Source organism: Allopontixanthobacter sediminis (assembly GCF_009828115.1).
Taxonomy (GTDB): Bacteria; Pseudomonadota; Alphaproteobacteria; order Sphingomonadales; family Sphingomonadaceae; genus Allopontixanthobacter; species Allopontixanthobacter sediminis.
The window spans coordinates 352179-377268 of record NZ_WTYL01000001.1 but is presented as its reverse complement, the minus strand read 5'-3'; the positions used below and the strand labels follow the sequence as shown (position 1 = coordinate 377268).

At 64.1% G+C, this 25090-nt stretch carries 26 protein-coding genes; 12 read left to right on the top strand and 14 right to left on the bottom strand.

Going from position 1 to position 25090, the window contains the following annotated elements; genetic code table 11:
* The first annotated feature begins 45 nt into the window (after positions 1 to 45).
* From miaB to GRI65_RS01965, 5 genes are all read left to right on the top strand, one after another.
* Positions 46 to 1368, top strand: a complete 1323-nt coding sequence (gene miaB, locus GRI65_RS01985; RefSeq protein ID WP_160754855.1) for a tRNA (N6-isopentenyl adenosine(37)-C2)-methylthiotransferase MiaB — start codon at positions 46 to 48, stop codon at positions 1366 to 1368.
* 129 nt (positions 1369 to 1497) lie between these two features.
* Positions 1498 to 2526: a PhoH family protein gene (locus GRI65_RS01980; protein WP_160754854.1), complete on the top strand. Its 1029-nt coding sequence runs from the start codon at positions 1498 to 1500 to the stop codon at positions 2524 to 2526.
* Between the two features lie 36 nt (positions 2527 to 2562).
* Complete coding sequence (ybeY, locus tag GRI65_RS01975) at positions 2563 to 3039, top strand: rRNA maturation RNase YbeY (protein ID WP_160754853.1); 477 nt, start codon at positions 2563 to 2565, stop codon at positions 3037 to 3039.
* Between the two features lie 51 nt (positions 3040 to 3090).
* The gene (locus tag GRI65_RS01970) at positions 3091 to 4008 is read left to right on the top strand and encodes a hemolysin family protein (protein WP_160754852.1); all 918 of its coding nucleotides are present in this window, start codon (positions 3091 to 3093) and stop codon (positions 4006 to 4008) included.
* A 72-nt stretch (positions 4009 to 4080) separates the two neighbouring features.
* Positions 4081 to 4965 carry a LysR substrate-binding domain-containing protein gene (locus tag GRI65_RS01965; protein ID WP_160754851.1) on the top strand — a complete coding sequence of 295 codons (885 nt, stop codon included), beginning with the start codon at positions 4081 to 4083 and terminating at the stop codon, positions 4963 to 4965.
* Between the two features lie 9 nt (positions 4966 to 4974).
* Here GRI65_RS01965 and GRI65_RS01960 read toward each other — a convergent pair whose 3' ends face one another.
* Both GRI65_RS01960 and GRI65_RS01955 read right to left on the bottom strand, forming a co-directional pair.
* Positions 4975 to 5889, bottom strand: a complete 915-nt coding sequence (locus GRI65_RS01960) for an alpha/beta hydrolase family protein (protein WP_160754850.1) — start codon at positions 5887 to 5889, stop codon at positions 4975 to 4977.
* Positions 5890 to 5914: 25 nt separating this feature from the next.
* The gene (locus GRI65_RS01955) at positions 5915 to 6376 is read right to left on the bottom strand and encodes a peptidylprolyl isomerase (RefSeq protein WP_160754849.1); all 462 of its coding nucleotides are present in this window, start codon (positions 6374 to 6376) and stop codon (positions 5915 to 5917) included.
* A gap of 128 nt (positions 6377 to 6504) precedes the next feature.
* Between GRI65_RS01955 and mgtE the strand changes: the two genes are divergently transcribed.
* Together mgtE and GRI65_RS01945 are read left to right on the top strand one after the other, a co-directional pair.
* On the top strand, positions 6505 to 7965 hold the full coding sequence (gene mgtE, locus GRI65_RS01950) for a magnesium transporter (RefSeq protein ID WP_160754848.1): 1461 nt from the start codon (positions 6505 to 6507) through the stop codon (positions 7963 to 7965).
* Between the two features lie 3 nt (positions 7966 to 7968).
* On the top strand, positions 7969 to 8361 hold the full coding sequence (locus tag GRI65_RS01945; protein WP_160754847.1) for a DUF1489 family protein: 393 nt from the start codon (positions 7969 to 7971) through the stop codon (positions 8359 to 8361).
* Positions 8362 to 8374: 13 nt separating this feature from the next.
* Here GRI65_RS01945 and GRI65_RS01940 read toward each other — a convergent pair whose 3' ends face one another.
* From GRI65_RS01940 to GRI65_RS01915, 6 genes are all read right to left on the bottom strand, one after another.
* Positions 8375 to 10495 (bottom strand): TonB-dependent receptor, encoded by a 2121-nt coding sequence (locus GRI65_RS01940; RefSeq protein WP_160754846.1) that lies wholly within the window; start codon positions 10493 to 10495, stop codon positions 8375 to 8377.
* A gap of 30 nt (positions 10496 to 10525) precedes the next feature.
* Positions 10526 to 10726 (bottom strand): hypothetical protein, encoded by a 201-nt coding sequence (locus tag GRI65_RS01935; protein ID WP_160754845.1) that lies wholly within the window; start codon positions 10724 to 10726, stop codon positions 10526 to 10528.
* The gene (locus GRI65_RS01930; RefSeq protein WP_160754844.1) at positions 10723 to 11880 is read right to left on the bottom strand and encodes a PepSY-associated TM helix domain-containing protein; all 1158 of its coding nucleotides are present in this window, start codon (positions 11878 to 11880) and stop codon (positions 10723 to 10725) included. The genes GRI65_RS01935 and GRI65_RS01930 overlap by 4 nt, the downstream gene beginning before the upstream one ends.
* A gap of 127 nt (positions 11881 to 12007) precedes the next feature.
* Positions 12008 to 12685: a DsbA family oxidoreductase gene (locus GRI65_RS01925; RefSeq protein WP_160754843.1), complete on the bottom strand. Its 678-nt coding sequence runs from the start codon at positions 12683 to 12685 to the stop codon at positions 12008 to 12010.
* Between the two features lie 23 nt (positions 12686 to 12708).
* On the bottom strand, positions 12709 to 13608 hold the full coding sequence (gene nudC / locus GRI65_RS01920) for an NAD(+) diphosphatase (RefSeq protein ID WP_160754842.1): 900 nt from the start codon (positions 13606 to 13608) through the stop codon (positions 12709 to 12711).
* Positions 13608 to 14924: a serine hydrolase domain-containing protein gene (locus GRI65_RS01915; RefSeq protein ID WP_160754841.1), complete on the bottom strand. Its 1317-nt coding sequence runs from the start codon at positions 14922 to 14924 to the stop codon at positions 13608 to 13610. Before GRI65_RS01915 ends, nudC begins: the two co-directional genes overlap by 1 nt.
* Before the next feature lie 105 nt (positions 14925 to 15029).
* Between GRI65_RS01915 and GRI65_RS01910 the strand changes: the two genes are divergently transcribed.
* Entirely contained in the window at positions 15030 to 15251 is a 222-nt protein-coding gene (locus tag GRI65_RS01910) for a hypothetical protein (RefSeq protein WP_160754840.1), read from the top strand.
* 3 nt (positions 15252 to 15254) lie between these two features.
* On the opposite strand, the gene GRI65_RS01905 is transcribed toward GRI65_RS01910, so the two are convergent.
* Positions 15255 to 16322 carry an A/G-specific adenine glycosylase gene (locus GRI65_RS01905; protein WP_160754839.1) on the bottom strand — a complete coding sequence of 356 codons (1068 nt, stop codon included), beginning with the start codon at positions 16320 to 16322 and terminating at the stop codon, positions 15255 to 15257.
* A 29-nt stretch (positions 16323 to 16351) separates the two neighbouring features.
* Between GRI65_RS01905 and GRI65_RS01900 the strand changes: the two genes are divergently transcribed.
* The 4 genes from GRI65_RS01900 to smc all read left to right on the top strand — a co-directional run bounded on the left by GRI65_RS01900 (position 16352) and on the right by smc (position 21936).
* Positions 16352 to 16918 (top strand): DUF721 domain-containing protein, encoded by a 567-nt coding sequence (locus GRI65_RS01900; RefSeq protein ID WP_232843886.1) that lies wholly within the window; start codon positions 16352 to 16354, stop codon positions 16916 to 16918.
* The gene (locus GRI65_RS01895) at positions 16918 to 17604 is read left to right on the top strand and encodes a DsbA family protein (protein WP_160754837.1); all 687 of its coding nucleotides are present in this window, start codon (positions 16918 to 16920) and stop codon (positions 17602 to 17604) included. Before GRI65_RS01900 ends, GRI65_RS01895 begins: the two co-directional genes overlap by 1 nt.
* A gap of 110 nt (positions 17605 to 17714) precedes the next feature.
* Complete coding sequence (locus GRI65_RS01890; RefSeq protein WP_160754836.1) at positions 17715 to 18467, top strand: thioredoxin domain-containing protein; 753 nt, start codon at positions 17715 to 17717, stop codon at positions 18465 to 18467.
* A 43-nt stretch (positions 18468 to 18510) separates the two neighbouring features.
* On the top strand, positions 18511 to 21936 hold the full coding sequence (gene smc / locus GRI65_RS01885) for a chromosome segregation protein SMC (RefSeq protein WP_160754835.1): 3426 nt from the start codon (positions 18511 to 18513) through the stop codon (positions 21934 to 21936).
* A gap of 9 nt (positions 21937 to 21945) precedes the next feature.
* Here the strand turns inward: smc and GRI65_RS01880 are convergent, their stop codons facing one another.
* The 5 genes from GRI65_RS01880 to rpmF form a co-directional block, all read right to left on the bottom strand.
* A complete protein-coding gene (locus GRI65_RS01880) occupies positions 21946 to 22365 on the bottom strand; it encodes a MerR family transcriptional regulator (protein ID WP_160754834.1) in 420 nt (139 codons plus the stop codon).
* A gap of 4 nt (positions 22366 to 22369) precedes the next feature.
* Complete coding sequence (locus GRI65_RS01875; RefSeq protein WP_202391080.1) at positions 22370 to 22669, bottom strand: integration host factor subunit alpha; 300 nt, start codon at positions 22667 to 22669, stop codon at positions 22370 to 22372.
* Between the two features lie 167 nt (positions 22670 to 22836).
* On the bottom strand, positions 22837 to 23802 hold the full coding sequence (locus tag GRI65_RS01870) for a beta-ketoacyl-ACP synthase III (protein ID WP_160754833.1): 966 nt from the start codon (positions 23800 to 23802) through the stop codon (positions 22837 to 22839).
* Entirely contained in the window at positions 23799 to 24839 is a 1041-nt protein-coding gene (gene plsX, locus GRI65_RS01865) for a phosphate acyltransferase PlsX (RefSeq protein WP_160754832.1), read from the bottom strand. The genes GRI65_RS01870 and plsX overlap by 4 nt, the downstream gene beginning before the upstream one ends.
* A 40-nt stretch (positions 24840 to 24879) precedes the next feature.
* Positions 24880 to 25059 carry a 50S ribosomal protein L32 gene (gene rpmF / locus GRI65_RS01860; protein ID WP_160754831.1) on the bottom strand — a complete coding sequence of 60 codons (180 nt, stop codon included), beginning with the start codon at positions 25057 to 25059 and terminating at the stop codon, positions 24880 to 24882.
* Positions 25060 to 25090: the final 31 nt, after the last annotated feature.

Here is a 25090-nt window from a genome sequence, read left to right as displayed (position 1 = left end):
TCACACGGTTTGCTTACCCCCTGCGGGCCGCTATAGGCCCCAGCCATGCGCAAGACTGTTTCCCCCAGGACCTACCGTGTCGAAAGTTTCGGCTGCCAGATGAACGTCTATGATGGCGAGCGGATGGCGGAAATGCTCGACCGCGAAGGGATCGCGCCCGCAGCGGACGGGGAAGACGCCGACCTGGTGGTGCTGAATACCTGCCACATCCGCGAAAAGGCGTCGGAGAAGGTCTATTCCCGCATCGGCCGGCTGACCAAGGGCCGCAGCGACAATCCGCCGCTGATCGCCGTGGCGGGATGCGTCGCCCAGGCCGAAGGCGAGGAAATAATGTCGCGGTCCGATGCCGTGAGCATGGTGGTCGGCCCGCAAGCCTATCACCGCCTCCCGGCAATGCTCGAACGGGCCATCGGGGGGCTTCGTACGACCGATACCGACATGCCCGCCGATGCCAAGTTCGCCGCGCTGCCGGCGCGCCGCAAAAGCGCCCCGAGCGCTTTCCTGACGATCCAGGAAGGCTGCGACAAATTCTGCACCTATTGCGTGGTTCCCTATACGCGCGGCGCCGAAATATCCCGCCCTTTCAGCGCGCTGGTGGACGAAGCAAAGAAACTGGTCGAAGTAGGCGCGAAGGAAATCACCCTGCTGGGCCAGAACGTCAGCGCCTGGAGCGGCGAAGACGCCAAGGGCCGCGCCATCGGCATGGCGGGCCTGATCCGCGCGCTGGCGCAGATCCCCGAGCTCTCGCGAATCCGGTACATGACCAGCCACCCCGCCGACATGGACGATGCGCTGATCGCCGCCCATGGCGAAGTGGCGAAGCTGATGCCCTTCCTGCATCTTCCGGTGCAGAGCGGCAACGACCGGGTGCTCAAGGCCATGAACCGCAGCCACACCGCCGACAGCTATCTGAGGCTGCTCGACCGGTTCCGTGCCGCGCGCCCCGACCTCGCCTTGTCGGGCGACTTCATCGTCGGCTTCCCGCGCGAAACCGACGCCGAGTTCGAGGACACGCTGAAGATCGTCGACGCCGTCGGCTATGCGCAGGCTTACAGCTTCAAATACTCCCCCCGCCCCGGCACTCCTGCGGCCGACATGGACGGGCAAGTCGCGACCGAAGTCATGGACGAGCGGCTGCAACGCCTGCAAGCCGCACTCGGCCGCGACCAGCTGGCGTTCAACGCGGCCAGCGTCGGCAAGACCTGCGACGTGCTGGTCGACCGGACGGGCAAATACCCCGGCCAGATGCTCGGCAAATCGCCATGGCTGCAATCCGTTCACTTCACCGGTGACGCGCAGATCGGCGACCTGGTGCGCGTCGAACTGCTCGAAGCGATGGGCAGCTCACTCGGCGGCAGACTGGTCTGAGGTGCCGGGTTCCTCCTCAGGGGAGGATTTTCAGTGACAGATGCGTGACTTTCCACCGGCATAATCAACGTGCCAGCTTGCTACTGGCAAACGCGCGCCTACATTCCGAATCAGACATGAAAGGAATACATGGCTCGTAAACCTGCCAAGGCCCATCCGGCCATTTCGCCATCCCCCGTCGCAATGCGCGAAAATCGCCGGGCGAAAGTGGATGTGAATTTCGAGGACCAGTCGCTGCTGGTGCCGCTATTCGGCCAATTCGATGCCAACCTTGTGCAAGTCGAGAACCGGCTTGGGGTGTTCATCTCGGCACGCGGCAACGCGGTCCAGATCGAAGGGCCGGAAGACTCCGTCGCCCGCGCGCGCGATATCCTCAACAAGATGTATGACCGGCTGGCGATGGGCCAGGATCTTGGCTCCGGCGAGATCGAGGCGTTGATCGCCATGTCCAACGAGCCGACGCTGGAAGGCATCCTGCGCGGTACGCCCGATTTGCCGCCGGTGATGATCCGCACGCGCAAGAAGACCATTGTCCCGCGGTCCGCCACCCAGATCGATTACATGCGCGCACTGGCGCGGGATGACATCATTTTCGCTCTCGGCCCAGCGGGCACCGGCAAGACCTATGTCGCGGTGGCGCAGGCCGTTTCGCAATTGATCACCGGCAGCGTCCAGCGCCTGATCCTGTCACGCCCTGCCGTCGAAGCGGGCGAGAAGCTGGGCTTCCTGCCCGGTGACATGAAAGACAAGGTCGATCCCTACCTCCGCCCGCTGTACGACGCGCTGTACGACTGCATGCCGCCGGAACAGGTCGAGCGGCGCATTGCCAGCGGCGAAATCGAGATCGCGCCGATCGCCTTCATGCGCGGACGTACTCTGGCCGATGCCTTCGTGATCCTCGACGAAGCGCAGAACACCACGCGCGAGCAGATGAAGATGTTCCTTACCCGTTTCGGCCAGAACAGCCGGATGGTGGTGTGCGGCGACCCCCGGCAGGTGGATATTCCCGGCGGTGACCGGATGTCCGGTCTGATCGACGCGGTCGAAAAGCTGGAAGGAATCGAAGGCATCGCGGTAACCCGCTTCACCCGCGCCGACGTGGTCCGCCACCCGATCGTGGGCCGGATCGTGGAGGCGTATGAAGGACCCGATGCCTAAGATGCATGCCGTAATATTGCTTCTTTGGGGGCAGCCATGATCCTCGACATCGACATCGACGGGTGGCCGCCATCCACCGACTGGCCCGACCTCGCCGAGCGCGCGGTCGAGGCTGCGCAGAAGGTGGCACCGGAACTCACCAACCAGCGGCTTACCGCCAGCCTGCTGTTCACGCTCGACCAGGACGTCCAGTTCCTCAACCGCGAATGGCGCAGCAAGGATACGGCCACGAACGTGCTGTCCTTCCCGATGATGACGCGGGAGGAACTGCTCGCGCTGGCGCCGGACGGCGGACCCGAGATGCTCGGCGATCTCGCGCTGGCGTACGAAACATGCTCGCGCGAAGCGGCGGACAAGGGCATCCCGGTCGCCGACCATGCCGCCCACCTGATCATCCACGGACTGCTGCACCTGGCTGGCCATGACCATGTCCATTCGGATGATGAAGCCGATGCGATGGAAAGATTGGAAATTAATGCACTTGCGATTATGGGGCTCTCTGACCCATATTGAACCCGTCCCTGCGACGGACCAAACGATTCCCAGGAGTAACCACACAGGGCCATGCCCGAGTTAGATCCCCCCGCCGGAGACGCGGACAGTAGAGGCGGGCTGTGGCTCGCACTTCGCAAATTGCTTGGTGCCGATGACGGCGAACGCTCCCTCCGCGCGCAGCTGGAGGAAGTGATCGACGAGCATGAGGACGAAAACCCCTCCGATGGAGAGGCGCCGAAGAATGGCGACCTTTCCGGAGTGGAGCGGCAGATGCTGCGCAACATGCTCCATTTCAGCGAACACGACGCCGACGACGTGGCAATCCCCCGGGGCGAGATCATCGCCGTGCCGGCCCATGCAACGTGGGAAGAGATGGTCGAGGCCTTCGCCGAACACGGTCACTCGCGCTTCCCGGTCTACCGCGAGACGCTCGACGAAGTGATCGGGATGATCCACATCAAGGACGTGTTTCCGTTCCTCGCCCGGAAATTGCCTCCGCCCGCGGACTGGACGATCCTGATGCGCCAGCCGCTGTACGTGCCGCAGTCCCGCAACGCGCTCGACGTGCTGGCCGACATGCGCAGCCGCCGTATCCACCTCGCCGTGGTGGTCGATGAATTTTCCGGCACCGACGGGATTATCACGATCGAAGACCTGGTCGAGGAAATCGTCGGCGACATTGAAGACGAGCATGACGATATCCCCGAAGACCTGATCGTCGCGATCGGAGAGGGAATGTGGGACTGTGATGCCCGCGCCGAACTGGACGATGTCGCCCAGATAATCGACACGCGCCTCGCGGAAGTCGAAGAATCAGTCGACACTCTGGGCGGTCTGGCATTCGTGCTCGCCGAACAAGTCCCGCAAGTCGGCACCATAGTGACGCATCCCAGTGGTTGGCGAATGGAAATAACCGCCGCCGATGAAACACATGTAAAGCGGCTGCGATTACATCCCCCGGCAGGCGAAGAAGACCAGAACGACTAACGCGTCGGCAGTTTTTTTCGCACTTGCGAGGAATCTCTCGACAAATCCGGCGCGGCAACACATTCTGTGTCAATGCCCGTCCGCCGCCTGCCCCCACTTCGCGCATTGGAAGCGTTTGTCCGGACAGTCAGGCTCGGATCCTCGCGCGCGGCTGCGGATGAACTGGGGCTCAGCCCTTCTGCCCTGTCGCGCCGGATCGGCAATCTCGAAGAATTCGTCGGCAAGAAACTGTTCACGCGCGCGCGCCAATCGATGCAGCTGACCATCGAAGGCGACGCGTTCTACCAGGCGGTCGCTCCGCAGCTCGAGGCGCTGGCCCGGGCGGTCGAAAGCCAGTCGGAAAACATGTCGCTCCTACGGCTGCATCTGGGCGTCCTGCCGCTGTTCGGCAGCCAGCGCCTGTTCCCGCGATTGCAGGAACTCCGCAGCATCCATCCCCTGCTCCATATCGATATCGACACCGGCCCGCACCTGGAAGACCGCGTCGGTGATACGCTGGACGCAGCGATCATCCTGTCGCGCCGGCCGGGCAGCGCGCTCCATGCGGTGCGCCTCGATCACAACATGGTCCACGCAATCTGCAGCGAAAAGCTGGCGAAGGAACTCGGCCCCGAACCGGGGATCGAAGTGCTGTCGAAACAGACGTTCCTGCTGCACAACGAACTGCCCGACAGTTTCGAAGCGTGGAAGCGCGCGCTCAAGCTCGATGAGCTGGAACCGGCCGCAATCGACCATTACGATTCCGGCCAGCTGATCCTCGAGGCTGCTGCGCAAGGTCTCGGCATCGCGATCATGCATGATGACCACATCCACCGGGCGTCCGACAACCGGCTCAGGAAAGTTTTCGATGTCGAGATCGAAAGCCCCTACAGCTACTGGTTCGTGTGTCGCCCGAACGCGCTGGAGGAGCGGCCTGTTCGCCAGTTCCACGACTGGCTGGTGCAGGCGGGACTGTAGGCCGGGGCCCTATTTTTCCTTGAGCGGAACCTGGTGAACGCATGGCGCGCCCGGTTCGGAGGTGTTGTTGCTCGCACCCGGATGGCGTTTTTCCGCAGGTCCGCATTCGACTTCCGGCTTGGCGATTGCATTGGACGCCAGCACCTCGAACGCCGCCGGTTCGTCATACGCCGCGATCCATGTCAGGCAATCGGCCAGCTTGCGGATGCTGTGCTTGTTGCCGACATCGGAAGTCGGCGAACAGTTGATCACCACCACATTGGCGGCAGCGGGCTCACGGTACCGGCGCAGCAGCCGAAGAAACTCGCCTCGCTCCGCAATCGCAAGACGGTTGCCGGAGTTTTGCATCGGGTCGCCAGTGAACAACGGCGACGTGTTGAAAACAAAGGCCTTAACGTCAGGATTGTCGATCGAGATCTGGGTTGCCAGAGCGCCACCGAGCGAATGCCCGGTGACCTCGATCGGAACATCCGCCATCCCGTTCGCATCCATGAATGCGCGTTCAAGCGTATAGATTGCGCGGGCGCCGTCGCGCTGACCGTCCCCGAGGCTGCCTGAAAACAGGTCCGCCCGCGATCCGAACTCGGTTCCGCGAAACGCGATTATCCGCGCTACGGGCTTGCCGACGCGGGCTTCCTTCGCAAAGCGGTCGACCACGATGTAAGCGAGGCCGCTGTCGTCATTGCCTTCTTCTTCGCGCTTGGCGAAACCGGCGGGGAGAACCTTGTATTCGTCCTCGTCCTGGTAGGCGTTGGAGCTGAGCATCGCGTAGGGATAGCTTTGCGCCGCCGCCTGCCGGACGAAGGAGCACCAGCCGCCTGGCTCCGTCTGACACGGGCTGCGCGACTGGCTCAGGTCGGGCAGAGGCGTGACGCAGCCGCCCAGCGCCAGAACGCCAAGCAACAATGCGAAATGGCGGATCACCGCCCTGCCCCCGCCCGGATCCCGTTCAGCCTACTACGGCCTTGACGATCTTGCCCGGGCTGCGCGGCGGTTCGCCCTTGGGCAGCGCATCGACATGTTCCATGCCGCTCGTCACTTCGCCCCATGCGGTGTACTGGTTGTCAAGGAAACGCGCATCATCGAAACAGATGAAAAACTGGCTGTTGGCGCTGTCCGGCGCGGACGAGCGGGCCATCGAGCAAACACCGCGGACGTGCGGCACCGCGTTGAATTCCGCCTTCAGGTCGGGCTTCGGGCTACCGCCCATGCCGGTGCCGGTCGGATCGCCGCCCTGCGCCATGAAGCCGGGGATCACGCGGTGGAAAACCACGCCGTCGTAGAAGCCTTCCTTCGCCAGTTCCGTAATCCGTTCCACGTGCCCGGGCGCGACATCGGGACGGAGTTTGATCACGACATCGCCTTCGCCATTTTCGGTTGCGAGCGTAAGAGTAAGCGTCTGGTCGGCCATTTGGTAAGTCTCCAAGCAAGTGCGTCAATAAATACCGGGCCGATATAGGGGGTGAAGCGCAGAAGTCACGCGCGGCTTGCGATTACTCTGGCGCTTGCAATTGAATCCTCCGCCCTTAGAGCGAGGCGATGGCCAAGGATGAGCGCCCCGATCTCGAACAGGATGACCTGCTGGTGGTGGATGCGCCGATGCCGGACGAAGGCGCGCGCCCGGACGACCGCATCGATGACGAGCGTCATGACGAAGAAAACCGCCTGAAACCAAGTTACGTCCGCAGCGTCCGCGATGCGCTGGCGGATGAAGATTACAGCACCGTCTACGATCTGGTGGAACCGCTCCACCCCGCCGACATCGCCGACCTTATCGAACTGTTCGACCCCGACGAACGGCGGGATTTCGCCAGCGCGGTAACCGACCTGATGTCGAGCGACGTGATCGCCGAGCTCAATGATTACGTCCGCGAGGACATGATGGAATCGCTGTCGGCCCGCTCGGTCGCGTCGATTGCGGGGCAGCTGGAAACCGATGACGCGGTCCAGCTGATCGAGGATCTCGACCATGCCGACCAGCAGGCGGTCCTCGCCGAACTGGACGCGGAAGACCGTGCCGCCATCGAAAGCGCGCTGGCCTATCCGGAGGAAACCGCCGGCCGCTTGATGAGCCGCGACTTTGTGGCTGTGCCGGAGCATATGACGGTCGGCAATCTGATCGATTACCTGCGCGAAGATGTCGACCTTGCGACGGATTTCTTCGAAGTTTTCGTGGTCGATTACGCGCATCATCCGGTCGGCACCTGCCAGCTCAGCTGGGTCCTGCGCACCCCGCGGCAGATTGCCCTGACCGATGTGATGAAACGCGACCAGACACTGATCCCGGTGACGATGGACCAAGAAGAAGTCGCGCTGATGTTCCAGAAATACGCGCTGATTTCCGCTGCCGTGGTAGATGACAGCGGCCGGCTCGTCGGCCAGATGACCGTCGACGACGTGGTCCACATCATCTCCGAAGAAGCCAGCGAAGACGCGCTGCTGATGTCCGGTGCGGGCGAAGGCGACATCAACGAACCGATCCGCGATGCCTATGGCGCGCGCGTCCGCTGGCTGGTGGCGAACCTCGGCACGGCGCTAATCGCCAGCCTGATCATCGCGTCGTTCGGCGCGGCGATCGAGCAATTGGTGGCGCTGGCGGTACTGATGCCGATCGTCGCCAGCATCGGCGGCAACGCCGGCACGCAGACGATGGCGGTTTCCGTCCGGGCGATTGCGATGAACCAGCTGACCCGGGCCAACACCGGGCGGATGCTGTGGCGCGAAATGCGCGTCGCATTACTCAACGGGGCGACCATTGCAGTGCTGGTCGGCGCCGCAACCGGAATAGTCTTCTCCCCGATGCTTGGCGCGGTGATCGCGGTGGCCGTGTTGGTCAACATCGTCACTGCCGGCCTCGCGGGCGTGTTGGTGCCGGTGATCTTCGAGCGGTTGAAACAGGATCCGGCGGTCGCCAGTTCGGTCTTCGTGACCATGATTACCGATTCGATGGGCTTCTTCGCGTTTCTCGGCCTGGCGGTTGCGTCTGGCCTGACGGGATAGGCCATGCCTCTGCACATGACCAAGATCGCGTTTCGCAGCGAGAGCGTGGACACGCTCCGCGCATGGCTGGAGGCGCAGGACCCGGTGGCCCGGCTGACCACCAAGAACCGCCCGCTCAAATGGGAAGAGATGATCGGCGGATCGCTGTACTGGATCCACCAGCACGCCATCGTCGGTCGCAGCCCTATCCTCGGTTTCGAAAAAACGCCGGAGGGCAAATGGTGGATCGAGCTGTCACCGCAGCTGATCGGCGTCCACCCCAAGCCAAAGCGCGCCCATCAGGGCTGGCGCTATCTGAAGGGCGACCCGCCGCCCGACCTGGCGGAGGGCGAGGATATCGGTGATGTCCTGCCGGGCAAGCTGATGGGCAAGCTCGCCCGGCTGGGACTGGTTTAAACGCGTAGCGCCCTCAGAACGAGATCGATGCGGACGCCTTGACCGTGTGCGGTGCACCCTGGAGCAACGCCGGGTTGAAGACATCGAAGGCCGAGGCCCAATAGGCTTCGTCGAACACATTATCGACGGTCAGGCGCAGGGTGACGGGATTGTCCCCCGCCGCAAACACATAGCGCGCACCGAGGTCGACAACCGTCCAATCCTCGAGCGTCAGTGTGTTGGCGGCGTTTGCGGCCTGTTCGCCGGTGTGGGTCACCCGGCCGGTCAGGGTGGCACCCGGGATGAACGGAAGGTCCCATTCGGCGTTGGCGTTGAAGGTGAACTCCGGCACGCCGGGCACATCGGACCCGTTGTCGAATTCGGCGTTGTTGAAGGCGAGACCGGAAATCAGCCGTAGCCCCGGGGTAACCTCGCCATTCAGTGTCAGCTCCACGCCTTCATGGCGCTCGTCACCGATATAGCCGAACCGCTGCTCGCCCCCGTCGGTGATCAGGCCTTCGCCGGGCCGCTCGATCCGATACAGCGCCAGCGTGGCGAACACCGGGCCGAGCGCCAGCTTGCCGCCGATCTCGAACTGCTCCGACACCCGCGGGGCAAGGATTTCGCCCGGATTGGCGAGCGCCGGATCGATTGGCGCCGTTGGACCCTGCTGCAGTGCCTCGATGTAGTTGGCGTAGAGCGACAGGCCCTGGGCCGGCTTTATCACCAGGCCGACCGCAGGCGTCCAGCGGTCCTCGTCATAGGTGGTATCCAGCCCGCCGCCGAAATAGCTGAAACTGTTGACATGGATTTTCTGGTAGCGGAGGCCGCCGGTCAGCAGGATCCGTTCGTCCCACAACCCGATGGTGTCGGAGGCGAACAGGCTGGACAGGCGAGATTCGGCAATCGGGAATGGATCGTCCAGATCGCCGCCGACAAGCGTGGAGGACGGGATCGCGACTTGCGGTGTGTCGTACAGGTTGGTGGCGAAACCGGCGAAGCCCGGGCCGTACAGGAAATCATAGGCGTTGCGGTTGGTCTGCCAGTTCATGCTGCCGCCGAGGTTTACCTCGTGGGATATTCCGCCGGTAGCGAAAGTGCCCCGGAAGCCCGCTTCGACGGCCTCGTTATTGTCGGTCCGGGGAACGAACAGCGCATTGCCATTGGCATCGCCCGTCACGGTGTCGAGCACGGTGATACCCCCGTAGATGCCGTCCTCCCGGCCATCACGCGCACCGGCGCGGGCATACAGCATCGCGCCGGGAGACAGATCGTATTCGAGGGACAGGGTGCCGAAGATGTCCCGCAGTTCGGTGAAGGTGTAGTCCTGCGCGTAATTGGCGTCCGCATCGGGCACCGCGGGTATCGCGGTGCCGAAGTTCACCTTGGGCCGAAGCGCATCGACCCGCACTTCCTGATAGGCAAGATCGAGCGCAGCGCGGAACGGGCCGCTGTCGTAATCGAACGCCGCACCCAGCACCTGCGTGCGGCGGTCCTCGCGGTCGACCGAAACTTCACCGTCGCGGTAGGCACCGTTGATACGGACGCCGAACTCACCGCCGCTGCCAAACCGTCGCGAAGTGTCGAAACTTGCGCCGAGATGGCCGTCCCCGACAAAGCCGACCGTGACGCGGTTCAAGTCCTGCGGGGCCGCGCGCTTCAGTTTGAGGTTCACACTGCCGCCAAGGCCCGAACCGCCCGGCGCCGCGCCGTTGAGGAAGGCGCTCGCTCCGTTGAGCACTTGCACCTCACCGAACAATTCGGGGGCGATCAATTGACGCGGCGCTATGCCATACAGGCCATTGACGCCGACATCGTCGCCGAACAGCGCGAAGCCGCGGATGACGAATTGCTCCGCGGCGTTGCCGAACCCGTACGTGGTGCGGACAGTCGGGTCGTTGTCGAGGACGTCGCCGATGGTCAGCGGCTGCTGGTTGTAGATCAGCGTCTCGTCGAAACTGCGGATCGAGAACGGCAGGTCTTCGGCGGGCTTGTTACCGAGCACGCCGGCATCGCCGCCATTGATGATTTCGGTCGCGTTGTCGCGCTGCGCGGTCACCACGATGGTGGCGGCATCCTCGTCCTGCGCGGCGGCGGGCACGGCCAGCGCTGCGAGGATGGCGGACGCGGGAAGATAGGCGAGGCGAAGTTTCATGACGGGTCCTTGGTGGTTTGAAGGCAAAGATCAGCCGCGACGCGCAAAAGCGTAGACCGCTGCGAGAATGGGTATGGAAAGCAGGCCCCACGCGAGGCCATCGGGAAAACCGTCGCCGGTAAGGCCAAGCACGAGCCCGGCGATGCTCGCGACGAGAAGAACTGCGGGAACGGCTAGTACTCGGGCGACGCTGGCGCGGCGCGGCCGGGATTTGATCGCCGCACCGCTCATGCCGCCGCCCCTGCCGCAGCGCCCGTGGCGATCTCGTCGATCCGCCGTTCGATCGCAGCCGGGGACCGGCGGAGCCACAGGATCACACCCGTCCACAGGATCCAGATCGTGGCGGCGGTCAGGACTGCCCAGATCAGCTTGAGCGGAAGACCGCCATAGTCACCGAAATGCAGCGGCTTCGACAGCATCAGCGCCTGGTTTAACGCGGGCATCGCGCGCGCATCGGTCAGTTCCGAAGTGCGTGCATCGACCAGCGCGGGGGTCAGCAGATGCTGGGTCAGCGGGCGGTCGCCCTGAAAGAAAATGGCATAATGGTGCCCGGTGCTCCAGTCGCCGCCGGGAAAACCGATGAACTGGGGCGACCGGCCCGGCAGTGCCGATTGCGCAGACGCCATCGCCGCATCGAGCGAAGCGTAATCGGCAAGTCCAACCGGCGCGTCGCCCGCGTATTGCGCGGTCATTTCAGCCAGCTCGCCGCTGCGCCAATTGTCCACCAGCGGATCGGCAAATGCGTTGATGACCCCGGTGACCCCAACCACCATCATCCAGCCAAGCGCCACGATGCCGAGCAGATTGTGCTGGTCGAGCACTTTCACCCGGCGGCTGCGACGGGTCCGCAGCGTGCCGAAGGGCAGGCGCCGCATGAACGGGGCATACAGCACCGTCCCGGAAACCAGCGCGACGACGAACAGCGCGCCCATCACGCCCAGGAACAGCATGCCGGGAAGGCCGAGAAATAGGTCGGTGTGCAATTGGAGGATGAAATCCATCACTCCGTCCGACGGTGCCGGTCCGAGCGCTTCGCCCGTGCTGCGATCGAAGAACAGCAGCGTCATCCGGTCACCCGGCGCGTCAGGCGTCGGGCCGGTGGTAACGGTCAGCAGCGGGCTGTCCTGGCTGAACGCCATGAACAGCGGGACCTCGCCTGGGCGCTGCGCCAGTGCGGTCTGCAGCATTGCGTCGAGCGGCAAGCCCGCTTCCGCCGAGGCCGGACCAGCCAACGAAGCTTCGTAATCCTGGCCGATCAGCGCGTCGATCTCGTCATGGAAAATCAGTGGCAAGCCGGTGACGCACAGCATCAGCAGGAACAGCGTCGAGACCAGGCTGCTCCACTTGTGTACCAGAAACCAGGCCTTGATCGTCGAACGAGTCACCGAAACTCCGTGCAGGATAATGGACGCTGGAACCCACGGTTCCAACGCACTGCCGCCTAGACCCGGCTGTGCACATCGTCAATGATAATACTTCGCAATAGCGACGGACTTCTCCGCCAGTCGGGACTTATGCTCCGACCTTTACCGCAACCCGCCGCAGCGCGTTCGCGTAAACCTCCGGTTCCTGCGCCCCGGGAATGAGATATTTGCCCTCGATCAGCATCGCCGGCACCCCGGTAATATTCATGTCATAGGCCGCCTGTTCCTCGGCACGGACGTGCGCGGCAAGTTCATTGCTGGCGAGCGCCGCTGCAGCGGCTTCGCGGTCGAGGCCCGCGCCGACGGCGATATCCACCAGTACGTCGTGGTCGCCAAGGTTTCGTCGCTGGCCGAAATGCGCGTCGAACAGGGCCAGCTTCAGCCTGTTCTGCGCCTCGGGTCCGGTGCTCTCCAGCGCCCAGACCAGCAATTTGTGGGCGTCAAAGGTGTTCCACATCATTGCCGGAGGCGGATCGCCATCTCCAGAATAATCGAGCGACACCCCGGCGTCCTGCGCAGCGGTCCGCATCTGGTCCTGCACCCCGCGCGCCTGTTCCAGAGTGCGGCCGTACTTGCGCGCGATATGGGCGCTGCGTTCTTCGCCCTCGGCCGGCATGTCAGGATTGAGTTCGAACGCGTGCCAGCGGATATCCGCCTCGATCTCGCCGTCCAGCAGCGCCAGACCTTTCTGCAACTTGCCGTAACCGACCAGGCACCACGGGCACATGACGTCTGACCAGATGTCGATCGTAAGTCTGCGCGCCATGCCGTTTCTCCAGTTCGCTTTCGTCAGTCCTTCGCCAGCCACCATTTAAGCAGATGGTGGGCGATTGCCACGGGCGGCGGCGGGGCGAAGGGGATGAGTTCATCCATCATCGCGCCGTCGCGGCCTGCTGCCATGGCAGATAGGATGTCCTCGCGGGAAAACCACCGCGCTTCCTCCAACTCGGTGGTGTCGATGGTCAGCGCGTCATCCTCCGCCACCGAATAACAGCCGATCATCAACTGGCTCGGGAACGGCCACGGCTGGGTCGAGACATATTCGACATCGCGAACCCGCACCCCGGCTTCCTCGAAAACTTCGCGCGCGACCGCTTCCTCGATGGTCTCGCCGGGTTCGACGAAGCCGGCCAGTGCCGAGAACGCCTTGGGCGGAAAGCGCGGCTGGCGGCCCAGCAGCAGGCGGCCGGAATGCTCCACCAGCATGATGGTGACCGGGTCCGTGCGCGGGAAGTGCTGCGCGTCACAGGCGCTGCAATCGCGCTGCCAGCCGCCCTTGGTGAGCCGGGTTCCCGCCCCGCAACGGGCACAGAACCGGTGGCGCGCATGCCAATTGACCAGCGCCCGCGCGACGCCGTATGTGGCGAGATCGCCGGGGGCGAGCAGTTGCATCGCCTGCCAGATCGCCGGGTTGGCATAGGCCGGTCCCGACGCGCCTTCGCTTGGCACCGCGGCGAAGCAACCCTTGCCTTCGATCAGTCCGAGGAACACCAGTTCGGCATCCTCCGCCGCGTCGGCAAGCGTGCCCCAGCCCAGTTCGCCCATATCGCCGATAACCGGCATCAGTCCGTCGAGTTTGAGCAACCGGGCGCGCCAATCCATCAGCCCGGCAAGGGCGGCGGGATCTGCGCGGATATGGTCGGCCCGGTCGAGCGGAGACCCTGCGAAAGCGACGATGGGCAGCTTCATCAGCCCTGCATTGCCGAGAGATCCGCCACCACCGCCACCGGGAATGCGCCGTGCACCGGAAATGCGTCGGACGGCATGTACTGGGTGAACAACGAAGCCCGCAGGCCGATCTTCATGTTGACCAGCGCAACGGTTCCAGCCGCCCCGCCCCAACCGTATGTCCCCGCCTGCTCGCGGAGCCCCACGCGGCCGCCAGCGCCGAAACCGGCTCCGTCGGCGAAGGTGCCAGCCGTATCGACCACTTCGGGGAGCAGGTTTGACGTCCCGACCCGGACCGCCAGTTCGCCCATCACCCGCGTGCCGTCGATCTTGCCGTACCCAAGCAGCATCCGCAGGAACCGGTCGTAATCGCGCGGGCTGGAAACCAACCCTGCACCGCCGAAGGGGAAAGCCGGCTTCAGCGTATAGATCGACGCGTTAGCCGGATCGATCGGCAGCAGCGCTCCGCCAACAACGCCGTAATTGGCAGTCAACCGGCCAATCTCGCTTTCAGGTACCTGGAACCACGTACTGGTCATGCCGCAGGGCTTGAAGATGTTTGTCGCCAGATATTCGTCGAAGGGAACACCCGAAACGACTTCGATCACCCGGCCAAGCAGGTCGAGCGAGACCGAGTAACTCCACGTCGTGCCCGGCTGGTAGACCAGCGGCAGAGTGGCCAGCCCGTCGGCGAAGGCTTCTAGGCTGGTGACCGGAACCCCGCGGCCAAGGCCGGGGATCGGAATACGGCTGACCTGGCCCGGGATAAGACCCATTTCCTCGTAAGCGTCCTTGATCGGACCTTTCTGGATGATGCCATATCCAAGGCCGGCGGTGTGCGTCAGCAAGTGGCGAATGGTGATCGGGCGATCGGCGGGAACCGTGTCGGTAATCGAGCCATCCGGCGTCCGCTGCACTTTCATGTTCGCATAGGCAGGCAGGATTTCCGCCAGCGGCTGGTCCAGCCCGAGCTTGCCTTCGTCGATCAGCATCATCGCCGCCATGCCGGTAATCGGCTTGGTCATGGAATAGATGCGGTACAGGCTGTCGATCCCCGCAGACGTGGCACCGCCCAACGCCAGGGTGCCCTTGGCGATGATTTCGGGAGATTGCTGGCCCCAGCCCATCGACGCGACCATGTTGGCGAGCGGACTGCCGGCGTATTTGTTGACCATCGCGGCAACGTTGGTCCAGGTAGCCGAAGCCGTACTGTCCTTCGCAAACGCTGCGGCGCCCATCGGCAGACCCGCCAACGCTGCACCGGCGCCAAGCCATGCCCCGCCGCGCAGCAACGACCGGCGCGAAAAGGCAACATCCTCGAATTCCCTGTAGGCCATCAGACAGTCCTTCTTTGCAATCTGTTGACGCCGTGATGATCGAAGCGAACTGAACGGTCAATTGCCCATCTTGCAATCCCGCGCTGTTTTACCTATGTAACACACATGCTCAATATTCTCTCGATCCTGATCGGTATCGTTGCCCTCCTCCTCGCCATCCCGTCAGCGATCCCACTGCTTGGCTGGGGCAACTGGATCGTGTTGCCGATCGCCATCGTCGGCGCCGGCATCGGTGCGCTGTCCAGTTCCAACACGGGCCGGAATTTCTGTCTCGTGGTGATCGTGATCGCGGCGATCCGCCTGTCGATCGGCGGCGGGATCATTTAAGCCTTACAGCCGCGCCAAGCGCGCGGCCTTGGCGAACAGGGTCGGCAATCCGGCGTCGGCCAGCTGGTCGATCGGCCACCATTCGCCGCCAGCCATCGGGTGGGCCGCCGATCCCGGCGCTCCACTGCGTAAGCGCTGGACGGACAATTCAAGCGCAAAGTGGCTGAAGGTGTGGCGCACCAGCCCTGCCGCTTCCCATTGCCCGGGCATCGGCGGCATGCCCGAACCATCACCCGCAGCCGCCCAGCCATCATCGGGCAGGCTGCGCATTCCCCCCAACATTCCGGAACCCTGCCGCGTGACCAGCCAGACGGCATCGTCCCGTTCGATCCAGAACGCTGTGCCCTGACGGGTCGGCTTGACCGCCTTGGGAGACTTGACCGGAAACGCCGACGGGTTGCCGCTCGCCCGCCCTGCGCAATGACTGGACAAGGGACACAGCAGGCACTTCGGTTCGCGAGTGGTGCAGATGCCAGACCCCAAATCCATCATCGCCTGCGCAAAATCTCCCGCGCGGGTCTGCGGAGTGATACTCCCGGCAAATTCGCCGATCTTCCGCCGCGATCCCGGCAGCGGCTCGGCAATCGCGAACAGCCGCGAGACGACTCGCTCGACATTCGCGTCGACCACCACCGCGCGCTGGTCGAAGGCAATCGCCGCCACCGCCGCCGCGGTGTAGGCACCAAGTCCCGGGAGTTTCCGCAGTTCCGCTTCGGTTGCGGGAAAGCCGCCCAGCGCCGCCACTTCGCGCGCACAGCGGACCAGGTTGCGGGCGCGCGAATAATAGCCCAGCCCCGCCCATGCCGCCATGACGTCAGCCTCGGGCGCGGCGGCCAATGCGTCGATGTCCGGCCAACGCGCGGTGAACTGTTCGAAATAGGGCTTCACCGCCGCGACCGTGGTTTGTTGCAGCATCACTTCGGACAGCCATACCCGGTAGGGATCGGGCGCGGGCGCACCGGGGGCTGCCCGCCACGGCAGGGTGCGCGCATGGCAATCATACCAGCCAAGCAGCGCCGCCGGAACGGCCTCGGAAATGTCACTCGGGGCGGAGGGGGTACTGGCAGTCATGCCGCGCCTATGGCATGGGTTTGCGGGCAATGGAATCAGACAACCAAAAACCGAAGAAAGCCCCGGCCAAGCCGGCAGGCAACAAGGTGCGCCCATACGAGCGAGCGCGCGGCGGGCCGGCCAAGGCGATTGCCGACCTGATGCCCCAGATCGGGCGCACGGCTTTTCGGAGGTTCGGCTTCGTCCAGTCCTCCGTCGTCACACGCTGGCCCGAAATCGTCGGTGAAACGCACGCCCGCGTCTGTGCACCTGAGGCTATCCGCTTCCCGCCGGGGGAAAAGGCCGACGGGATCCTGCAACTGGTGGTCCTGCCGGCGCATGCGCCGTTGATCCAGCATGTGATCCCCGAAATCATGGAGCGGGTGAACCGCTTTTTCGGTTATGCCGCCGTCAGCCGGGTAAAGCTCCGGCAAGGCGTGGTTAAGCCGCCATCTGGTGAAAGACGGTCAAGCGCGCCGCCGTCGCTCAGGCCAATCCCGATGGAACTGGGGGACAGCCTGCGGGATATCGGCGATCCGGAACTGCGCAAGGTGCTGGAATCGCTCGCCCGGTCTATGGGCGGGGCGCAGGACAAAGTGAAAGAGAACAAGAACTGATGGTCAGGAAATCTGTGTTCGCCGGACTGGCAGCCTGCGCGGCAATCGCGGCAAGCGCCGTTGTCGCGGCTCCATCCAGCTTCATCAGCCGGGTCCAGGTGACCGAGGGCGGACACCGGATCGGCAATCCCGACGCCAAGGTCGCGGTGGTGGAATTCGTCAGCTACACCTGCCCGGCCTGCGCGAATTATACCCGCAACGATTCCGGCGCGCTCGAAATGGGCTATGTCGGACCGGGCAAGGTTACGCTGGAGACCCGCCACATCATCCGCGATCCAGTGGACATGACCGCCGCTTTGCTGACCAATTGCGGAGCACCGGGCAAGTTTGCGCAGAACCACAAGGCCTTCATGCTGAGCCAGCCGAAATGGCTGCCGATCACCCAATCGGTCACCGCTGCGCAGCGTAACCGGTGGATGAGCGGCACCAACGCCTCGCGCCGCCGTGCCATTGCCTCGGACCTGGGGTTCTACCCGATCATGGAAAGGCGCGGATACCGCCGGACCGACATCGATCGCTGCCTTGCGGATGAAGTAAAGGCCACCAGCCTTGCGGAAGCGTCGGAAGCAAACGGAGCGAAATATTTCGTTTCCAGCACGCCAAGCTTCGCGATCAACGGCGTCAAACTCGCGGGAACGCACAGCTGGAGCCTGCTCGAACCCCAAATCAAGGCCCGCCTCCCCTGAGCGTGACCAGATTGCGACCGGGCATAAACTGTGGATACTGCGGGCCCGTTCTTCTACCGTCGCGCCAAATCCACTAACCTCCTCCGTCAAGCATCAGGATATTGACCGAAATGACCACGCTTCGCCGCAGCGCACTGCTGACCTTCGCCGCTCCGCTCGCACTCGGCCTCGCCGCTTGCGGGGACAGCGCCACGACCGAGGGCGAAGTCGCCGAGGGCGAGCCAATCGCCGATATCGCGGCACCTGCGGGGCAATCTTGGGCCGATACGGCCACCGTCAGCGAATATGACGGCTATGTGATGGGCAACCCCGACGCGCCGGTCAAACTGGTCGAATACGCCTCGCTCACCTGCGGAGCCTGTGCCGCCTTCTCCACCGACGCGGCCGAACCGCTCCGCGAAGAATACATCAACAGCGGCGTCGTCAGCTACGAAATCCGCAACCAGGTCCACAACCCGATCGACCTGGTGCTTGCCCGCCTCGTGCGCTGCGGACAGCCCGAAAGTTTCCACCCGCTGGCCGAACAGGTATGGTCCAACCTCAGCCAGGTGATGCAGCAGGCGCAGGCCAACGGGCCCGCACTGGAAGCCGCCATGAGCTTGCCGGAAGACCAGCGTTTCGCGGCGATCGGCGAAGCGAGCGGCCTGTTCGATTTCTTCGCGGCGCGCGGGATCAGCCGCGACCAGGCGCGGACCTGCCTGGCAGACAACGCATCGGTCATGGCGATTGCACAGCGTTCCGAAGACCAGTCGACCGAATTCAATGTCACCGGCACGCCGACATTCTTCCTCAACGGATCGCGCGTGGACGGGACCAGCTGGACGGTAGTGGAACCGTTACTTCAACGCGCCGGCGCCCGCTGACGCGGGAACGGAACGACAGGGGTCGGGGGGAACAGCAACCGGAATGCAAATCAAGCGGCTCAAGCTCAGCGGATTTAAAAGCTTTGTAGAGCCTGCGGAATTGCGCATCGAACCCGGACTGACTGGCGTGGTCGGGCCGAATGGCTGCGGCAAGTCCAACCTGCTCGAAGCGATCCGCTGGGTAATGGGTGAAAACTCGCCCAAGTCGATGCGCTCGGGCGGGATGGAGGACGTGATCTTCGCCGGGACCGCCACCCGTCCGCCGCGCGATTTCGCCGAAGTGGTGTTGCAGGGCGAAACCGCCGATGGCGAGGAACTCGACGTCACCCGCCGTATCGAACGCGGCGCCGGTTCCGCCTACCGCGTGAATGGCCGCGACGTGCGCGCGAAGGACGTGTCGCTGACCTTTGCCGACGCGGCCACCGGGGCGCACTCCCCGGCGCTGGTCAGCCAGGGCAAGATTGCCCAGGTCATCGCCGCCAAGCCCGCCGAACGCCGGCAAATGCTGGAAGAAGCGGCCGGGATTGCCGGCTTGCATGTCCGCCGCCGCGATGCCGAGGGCAAATTGCGCCAGACGGAAGCCAATCTGGCGCGGCTGGAAGACCTGATGGCCGGTCTCGACACCCAGATGGCGTCTCTCCGCCGCCAGGCGAAGCAGGCGGAACGCTATACCAGGCTGTCCGAAGAAATCCGCGTGTCCGAAGCCCGGCTGTTGTTCGCCCGCTGGCGCGATGCCGCCGCCGCCGCGACGGCCGCGCGGGAGGAAGCCAAAGCCGCCGACGCCCGCGTCTCCGAAGCGCAACAGGCTACCGGCGCGGCACAAAAGGCCCAACACGCCGCCGCCGCCGCGCTGGCCGAAGCGCGCGAGGAACTGGCCGACCGGCGCGATGACAGCAGCGCGCACGGTCACCGGATGGCCGCGCTCGGAAGCCAGCTCGAAGCCGCCGAACAGCGTCTTGCCGACCTCAACCGGCAGAAAGCCCGGCTGGAGGAAGATCGCGGCGAAGCGGACCGCCTGACAAAGGACGCCGCGGAAGCGCTCGCACGGTTGGAGAAGGACCTCGCCGCCAGCGAAAAATCGCTTGCCGAGGACGAGACCCGCCGCCCCGCGCTGGCAGCGAAGCTGGAAGACCAGGAACGCGCGGGCCGCGCTGCGGAACTCGCCTTTGCCAAGGCCACCGCCGACCATGCCGGGGTCGAGGCGGAATGGCGGGTCGCGCAGGCCGCCATCGACCAGGCACAGGCGCGGATCGACCGGCTGGACAGCGAAGCGCGCCGGCAGGAAGCCGCCCGCGCAGCTTTGTCAGGCGGCAGCGATCCGGATGCCGCGGTAACCGCCGCAAAGGATGCCGCCGCCGAAGCCGCCAAAATGCTCGCCGAATTGCGCGATACTCTCGCCCGGCAGCAGGCGAGCAAACAGGAATTGCAGGAAACCCGCGACGATACCGCCAGCGCCGTTTCCGCCGCCCGCGCCGAACTGGCCGGGATCGAACGCGAATACGGCGCGCTCGCCCGTGACCGGGAGGCGCGGGAGAAACGTGCGGCCGGAAGGTCTGGCTTGCCCGCCGCACTGGACAAGGTGCGGGCGGAAAAGGGTTACGAACGCGCGCTGGCTGCTGTGCTCGGGCGCGACGCGAAATCTCCCTTGGGAACACCGGTAACCGATATTGACGGGCGGTTCTGGACCGGACGCGAAGCCCCCCGCCCCGTCGCGGACAGTCTGGCAGCCCATGTCCGTGATTGTCCGCCCCAACTGGCCGCGCGGCTGGCGCTGGTTCATGTGACGCAGCGGGACGATGGGCGCACGCTGCAACCCGGCGAATGGCTGGTGACGACTGCCGGTGCCCTGCGCCGCTGGGACGGGTTCATCGCACGCGGCGAAGGTGCGGCGGAGGCTGCGCAGCTGGAGGCGGAGAACCGCTTCGCCGAACTCGCGGAACGATTGCCCGCTGTGCGTGAGACCGCCGCGGCAGCCGAAGCAGCGCAGGCGGCGGCGCAGGAGCAACTGTCGGAACTCCAGCGCAATCTCGTCGCCGCAGAACGCGATGTAGGCGAAGCGGCGGAGCGTGAACGTCAGGCCTTGCGGGGCCTCGACCAAGCCGAGGCGGCCCGGGAACGGATTGCAGCCCAACTTGCGCAATTGGCAGCCTCCGCCAACGACCTCGCCGAACAGCGCGAACAGGCCAATTCCGAACTGGCTGCGGCGCGCGAAAAGTTGGCGTCCCTGCCCGATCCCGGCGCGGGGCGGACCTCGCTCGACGCAGCGAGAGCCAGGCACGAGGCGGCCCGTTCCCTGCTGCAATCGGCAACCGCGGAGCTTGCCGCCCACGACCAGGCGCTTGCGGTGGCGCGGGAACGTACAGCGGCGCAGCGGACTGACATGGCAGGCTGGCAGGCACGTTCCGGTGACGCGGCGCGTCGGCTGTCCGACTTCGCCCGGCGGCTGGAGGAAATCGAACAGGACCAGGCGGTCTATGCCGCGAAACCGGCGGGCCTGATGCGGGAGATCGAACAAGGCGACACCGTCCGGGAAAGGCTGGGCAAGGAACTTGGCGAAGCCGAAGCAGCCGTTGCCCGTACCGTCGCCGCCGCACAGCAGGCGGACCAGGCGTTCGCGCAGGCCAACGAAGCGCTCAGCACTGCAAGGGAAACCCGCGCCGGATCGGCCGCGCGGGCGGAGAACGAGGAATCGCGACGCAGCGAAATGGCGCGTATCTCGGGCGAGCGTTTCCAATGCCCTCCCCCGCTGCTGGCGGGCCGGTTTGGCTTCGATGCGGAAACGGTCGGCAATTCGTCCGCCGAGTCGGAGGAAATGGAAAGGCTGACGGCCAGCCGCGAACGGATCGGGCCGGTCAACCTGGTAGCCGCCGAGGAATTGTCGAAGCTCGAGACGGAGGCCGGTTCCAGTGCCGAGGAACAGGCCGAACTGGCGGAAGCGGTCAACCGGCTGCGCGGCTCTATCGGCAATCTCAACCGCGAAGGCCGCGAACGGCTACGCGCCGCATTCGAGCAAGTCGACACGCATTTCCGCCGGTTGTTCACCCGCCTGTTCGAAGGGGGGCAAGCGCATCTGGCGCTGATCGACAGCGACGATCCGCTGGAAGCCGGCCTCGAAATATTCGCCCAGCCGCCTGGCAAGCGCCTGCAATCGCTGACGCTGCTATCGGGCGGCGAGCAGGCACTGACCGCGATCGCGCTGATCTTCGCGTTGTTCCTGACCAACCCCGCACCCATTTGCGTACTGGACGAAGTCGATGCGCCGCTGGACGATGCAAACATCGACCGGTTCTGCGACCTGCTGGAAGCGATGACCCACGAAACCGATACTCGCTATCTTATCGTGACCCACAATGCGGTGACGATGAGCCGGATGCACCGGCTGTTCGGGGTGACCATGGTCGAACAGGGTATATCGCGCCTCGTCAGCGTCGATCTCGGTGCGGCAGAGGAATTACTCGCTGCCGAATAGGCAAAAGCTTCAGGCCTCGAGAGCCTGCGCGAGTGTGGACCGGATCGATTTCAGACGGGTAATTACCTGAGCCGGAACTTCGCCGCCGGGATGCGTTACCGCGTCGTCGACCGACAGTTCCGGCGCGAGTTCCGCGGCAACATGATCGGGATGCTGCCCGGCCAAAGGCGTGTCCCGCCGATCCTTCAGCGCCTGCTGCGCGCCCTTGAGCGTGTAACCGTCGCGATTGACCAACCTGTCGATCGTCTCCAGCAGGGCGATATCTTCGGGCCGGTAATAGCGGCGACCACTGCGTTTCAGCGGCTGCAGGGTGGGGAATTGCTGTTCCCAATACCGCAGCACGTGTGTCTTGATCCCCAGCGCCGCACTGACCTCGCCGATGGTGCGCAGGGCACCCTCGTCCTTTCCGTCGGTAAATTTGGCCCTCATCCGGTCATCCCTTCGCTATTCGGTCCTTGAGCAATTGGCTGGCCCGGAAGGTCATGACGCGGCGCGGGGTGATGGGAACTTCCACGCCGGTCTTGGGATTACGACCGACCCGTTCTTTCTTGTCGCGCAGAACAAAACTGCCAAAGCCCGAGATCTTGACGTTCTCGCCGTGTGTCATGGCAGCACAAATTTTCTCGAGGATCGCTTCGACGAGACCGAGCGACTCGGCCCGGGAAAAACCCAACTTGCGATTTATGGTTTCCGCCAAATCCGCTCGGGTCAACGTGCCCACTGAACGCATCATGCAGGTCCTCCTTGTTCTTCAAAGGCGCGACCCGTTGAATAGATGTATGTTATATAATACATATCTAATCGCCACTTAACAACAGCTAACCGGCTAAAAAACGTGCACACCCGCTTGTTTTTTTGGGGCCTCGATCAACCCTAACCCGCCGACAGGAGCGTCATCCGCTACATGCGGACCAGGCTGGCGCCCCAGGTAAAGCCGCCGCCCATCGCTTCGAACATGACCAGATCACCGCTCTTGATCCGTCCATCCTTGACCGCAACATCGAACGCCAGCGGCACCGACGCTGCCGAAGTGTTGGCATGTTGGTCAACAGTTACAATGACTTTTTGCGGCGGAAGGCCCAATTTCCGCGCCGTAGCATCGAGGATGCGGGCGTTGGCCTGATGCGGCACAACCCAGTCGATGTCGTCCGGCGTCAGTCCAGTATCCGCCAAGGTCTCGCTCAATACGGCAGACAGATTGACCACGGCATGACGGAAAACTTCGCGGCCCTTCATGCGCAGTTTGCCGACGGTGCCGGTGGTCGACGGACCGCCGTCGACGTACAGCAGCTCTCCGTGCGCACCGTCAGCGTGCAATTTGGTGGCGATGATGCCCGGTCCGCCGTCTTCCACTTCGCGCGCTTCGAGCACGATCGCGCCGGCACCGTCACCGAACAGGACGCAGGTGGTCCGGTCTTCCCAGTCGAGGATGCGGCTGAACGTCTCCGCCCCGATCACCAGTGCGCGTTTTGCCATGCCAGTCCGGAGCATGGAATCCGCGGTTGCCATGGCGTAGAGAAAACCCGAACACACCGCCGCGACATCGAACGCGATCGCGCCATTGCAGCCCAGTTCATGCTGGACCTTGGTGGCCGTGGCGGGAAAGGTCTGGTCCGGCGTGGCGGTAGCCAGCACTATCAGATCGATCGAGGACGCTTCCATGCCGGCCGCTGAAAGTGCTTTGCGCGCGGCCTCGATCGCGAGGGTACCGGTCGTCTCACCGTCCGATGCGATGTAGCGCTGCCGAATTCCGGTGCGCTCCACAATCCACTCGTCGCTGGTGTCGACGCGCTCCGCGAGTTCCGCGTTGGTTACCGCCTTGCCGGGCAAGGCCGAACCGCTTCCGCAGATAACCGAACGGATCATTTGGAGTCGCGCAGGCGGTCTTCGCCGAGCGCGGCCATGTCGGCGGCGATGCGTTGCGTCAGGTCTTCTTCGAGCAAGCGCGCTGCCACCATTACCGCGTTGGCCACACCGCCTGCCGTCGCGCTGCCGTGGCTTTTCACCACGACCCCGTTGAGGCCGAGGAAGACCGCGCCGTTGTGGTTGTTGGGATCGAGATGGTGCTTGAGCAATTCGGTGGCGGGCCGCGAAACAAGGAAGCCGATCTTGGAGCGCAGCGAACTGGTGAATGCGTTGCGCAGCAGGTCGGTCACGAAACGGGCGGCGCCCTCGATCGCCTTCAGTGCAATGTTACCGGAAAATCCGTCGGAGACCACGACATCCACTTCGCCGCGGTTGATCTTGTCGGCTTCGATATAGCCATCGAAGCTCATCGCCAGCCCGGTGGCGGCGCGCAACTGGGCCGCGGCGACCTGGAGCTGGTCGGTGCCCTTCATTTCCTCGGTACCGATGTTGAGGAGCCGCACGCGCGGGGCTTCGCGGCCAGTCACGATGCGGGAATAGGCTGCGCCCATGATCGCGAATTGCACCAGATTGCGGGCATCGCATTCGGTGTTTGCCCCAAGGTCGAGCATGATCACGTCATTCTCGCCCAGGGTCGGCAACAGCGCCGCGAGCGCGGGCCGGTCAATGCCCGGCATGGTCCGCAGCGCCAACTTGCTCATCGCCATAAGCGCGCCGGTGTTTCCCGCGCTGACAGCCGCCCCGGCATCGCCACGTTTGACCGCGTTTACCGCGAGACCCATCGATGTCGTCTTGGCCCGGCGCAGAGCCTGGGTCGGCTTTTCGTCACCGCCGACCACATCTTCGCAATGGAGGATTTCGGACGCTTCGCGCAGGTTCGGGTGCGATTCCAGAGCAGTGCTGATCCGCGCTTCATCACCCACGAGCAGGAATTTGAACCGGTCATGATGGCGGCGGGCTTCTGCCGCGCCGTCGATCATCACACGCACGCCTACATCACCGCCCATCGCATCAATCGCGATACGCGGGAGGCTCATCAGCACTTACTCCGGTTACTTCGGGGTTTTTGGGCGGAAATCAGAGTCCGACCGCAACGATCTCACGACCGTTGTAATGACCACAGGCGTTGCACAGATTGTGCGGACGCTTCAATTCGCCACAATTGTTGCATTCATGGAATGCCTCAACCTTCAGCGAATCATGGCTGCGACGGTTGCCGCGGCGGTGCGGGGATACTTTACGTTTAGGGACAGCCATTGGAGAAGCCTGCTTCTATAGGTTAATCAGT

Excerpts from the sequence above, each read along its gene's own strand:
- GRI65_RS01890 (WP_160754836.1), top strand. The coding sequence starts at position 17,715 with ATGACCACGCTTCGCCGCAGCGCACTGCTGACCTTCGCCGCTCCGCTC.
- GRI65_RS01945 (WP_160754847.1), top strand. The coding sequence starts at position 7,969 with ATGCCTCTGCACATGACCAAGATCGCGTTTCGCAGCGAGAGCGTGGAC.
- GRI65_RS01980 (WP_160754854.1), top strand. The coding sequence starts at position 1,498 with ATGGCTCGTAAACCTGCCAAGGCCCATCCGGCCATTTCGCCATCCCCC.
- GRI65_RS01935 (WP_160754845.1), bottom strand. The coding sequence starts at position 10,726 with ATGAGCGGTGCGGCGATCAAATCCCGGCCGCGCCGCGCCAGCGTCGCC.
- miaB (WP_160754855.1), top strand. The coding sequence starts at position 46 with ATGCGCAAGACTGTTTCCCCCAGGACCTACCGTGTCGAAAGTTTCGGC.
- plsX (WP_160754832.1), bottom strand. The coding sequence starts at position 24,839 with ATGAGCCTCCCGCGTATCGCGATTGATGCGATGGGCGGTGATGTAGGC.
- GRI65_RS01875 (WP_202391080.1), bottom strand. The coding sequence starts at position 22,669 with ATGATGCGTTCAGTGGGCACGTTGACCCGAGCGGATTTGGCGGAAACC.
- rpmF (WP_160754831.1), bottom strand. The coding sequence starts at position 25,059 with ATGGCTGTCCCTAAACGTAAAGTATCCCCGCACCGCCGCGGCAACCGT.
- mgtE (WP_160754848.1), top strand. The coding sequence starts at position 6,505 with ATGGCCAAGGATGAGCGCCCCGATCTCGAACAGGATGACCTGCTGGTG.
- GRI65_RS01970 (WP_160754852.1), top strand. The coding sequence starts at position 3,091 with ATGCCCGAGTTAGATCCCCCCGCCGGAGACGCGGACAGTAGAGGCGGG.
- GRI65_RS01905 (WP_160754839.1), bottom strand. The coding sequence starts at position 16,322 with ATGACTGCCAGTACCCCCTCCGCCCCGAGTGACATTTCCGAGGCCGTT.
- ybeY (WP_160754853.1), top strand. The coding sequence starts at position 2,563 with ATGATCCTCGACATCGACATCGACGGGTGGCCGCCATCCACCGACTGG.
- GRI65_RS01880 (WP_160754834.1), bottom strand. The coding sequence starts at position 22,365 with ATGAGGGCCAAATTTACCGACGGAAAGGACGAGGGTGCCCTGCGCACC.
- smc (WP_160754835.1), top strand. The coding sequence starts at position 18,511 with ATGCAAATCAAGCGGCTCAAGCTCAGCGGATTTAAAAGCTTTGTAGAG.
- GRI65_RS01925 (WP_160754843.1), bottom strand. The coding sequence starts at position 12,685 with ATGGCGCGCAGACTTACGATCGACATCTGGTCAGACGTCATGTGCCCG.
- GRI65_RS01915 (WP_160754841.1), bottom strand. The coding sequence starts at position 14,924 with ATGGCCTACAGGGAATTCGAGGATGTTGCCTTTTCGCGCCGGTCGTTG.
- nudC (WP_160754842.1), bottom strand. The coding sequence starts at position 13,608 with ATGAAGCTGCCCATCGTCGCTTTCGCAGGGTCTCCGCTCGACCGGGCC.
- GRI65_RS01900 (WP_232843886.1), top strand. The coding sequence starts at position 16,352 with ATGGAATCAGACAACCAAAAACCGAAGAAAGCCCCGGCCAAGCCGGCA.
- GRI65_RS01870 (WP_160754833.1), bottom strand. The coding sequence starts at position 23,802 with ATGATCCGTTCGGTTATCTGCGGAAGCGGTTCGGCCTTGCCCGGCAAG.
- GRI65_RS01895 (WP_160754837.1), top strand. The coding sequence starts at position 16,918 with ATGGTCAGGAAATCTGTGTTCGCCGGACTGGCAGCCTGCGCGGCAATC.
- GRI65_RS01940 (WP_160754846.1), bottom strand. The coding sequence starts at position 10,495 with ATGAAACTTCGCCTCGCCTATCTTCCCGCGTCCGCCATCCTCGCAGCG.
- GRI65_RS01955 (WP_160754849.1), bottom strand. The coding sequence starts at position 6,376 with ATGGCCGACCAGACGCTTACTCTTACGCTCGCAACCGAAAATGGCGAA.
- GRI65_RS01965 (WP_160754851.1), top strand. The coding sequence starts at position 4,081 with ATGCCCGTCCGCCGCCTGCCCCCACTTCGCGCATTGGAAGCGTTTGTC.
- GRI65_RS01910 (WP_160754840.1), top strand. The coding sequence starts at position 15,030 with ATGCTCAATATTCTCTCGATCCTGATCGGTATCGTTGCCCTCCTCCTC.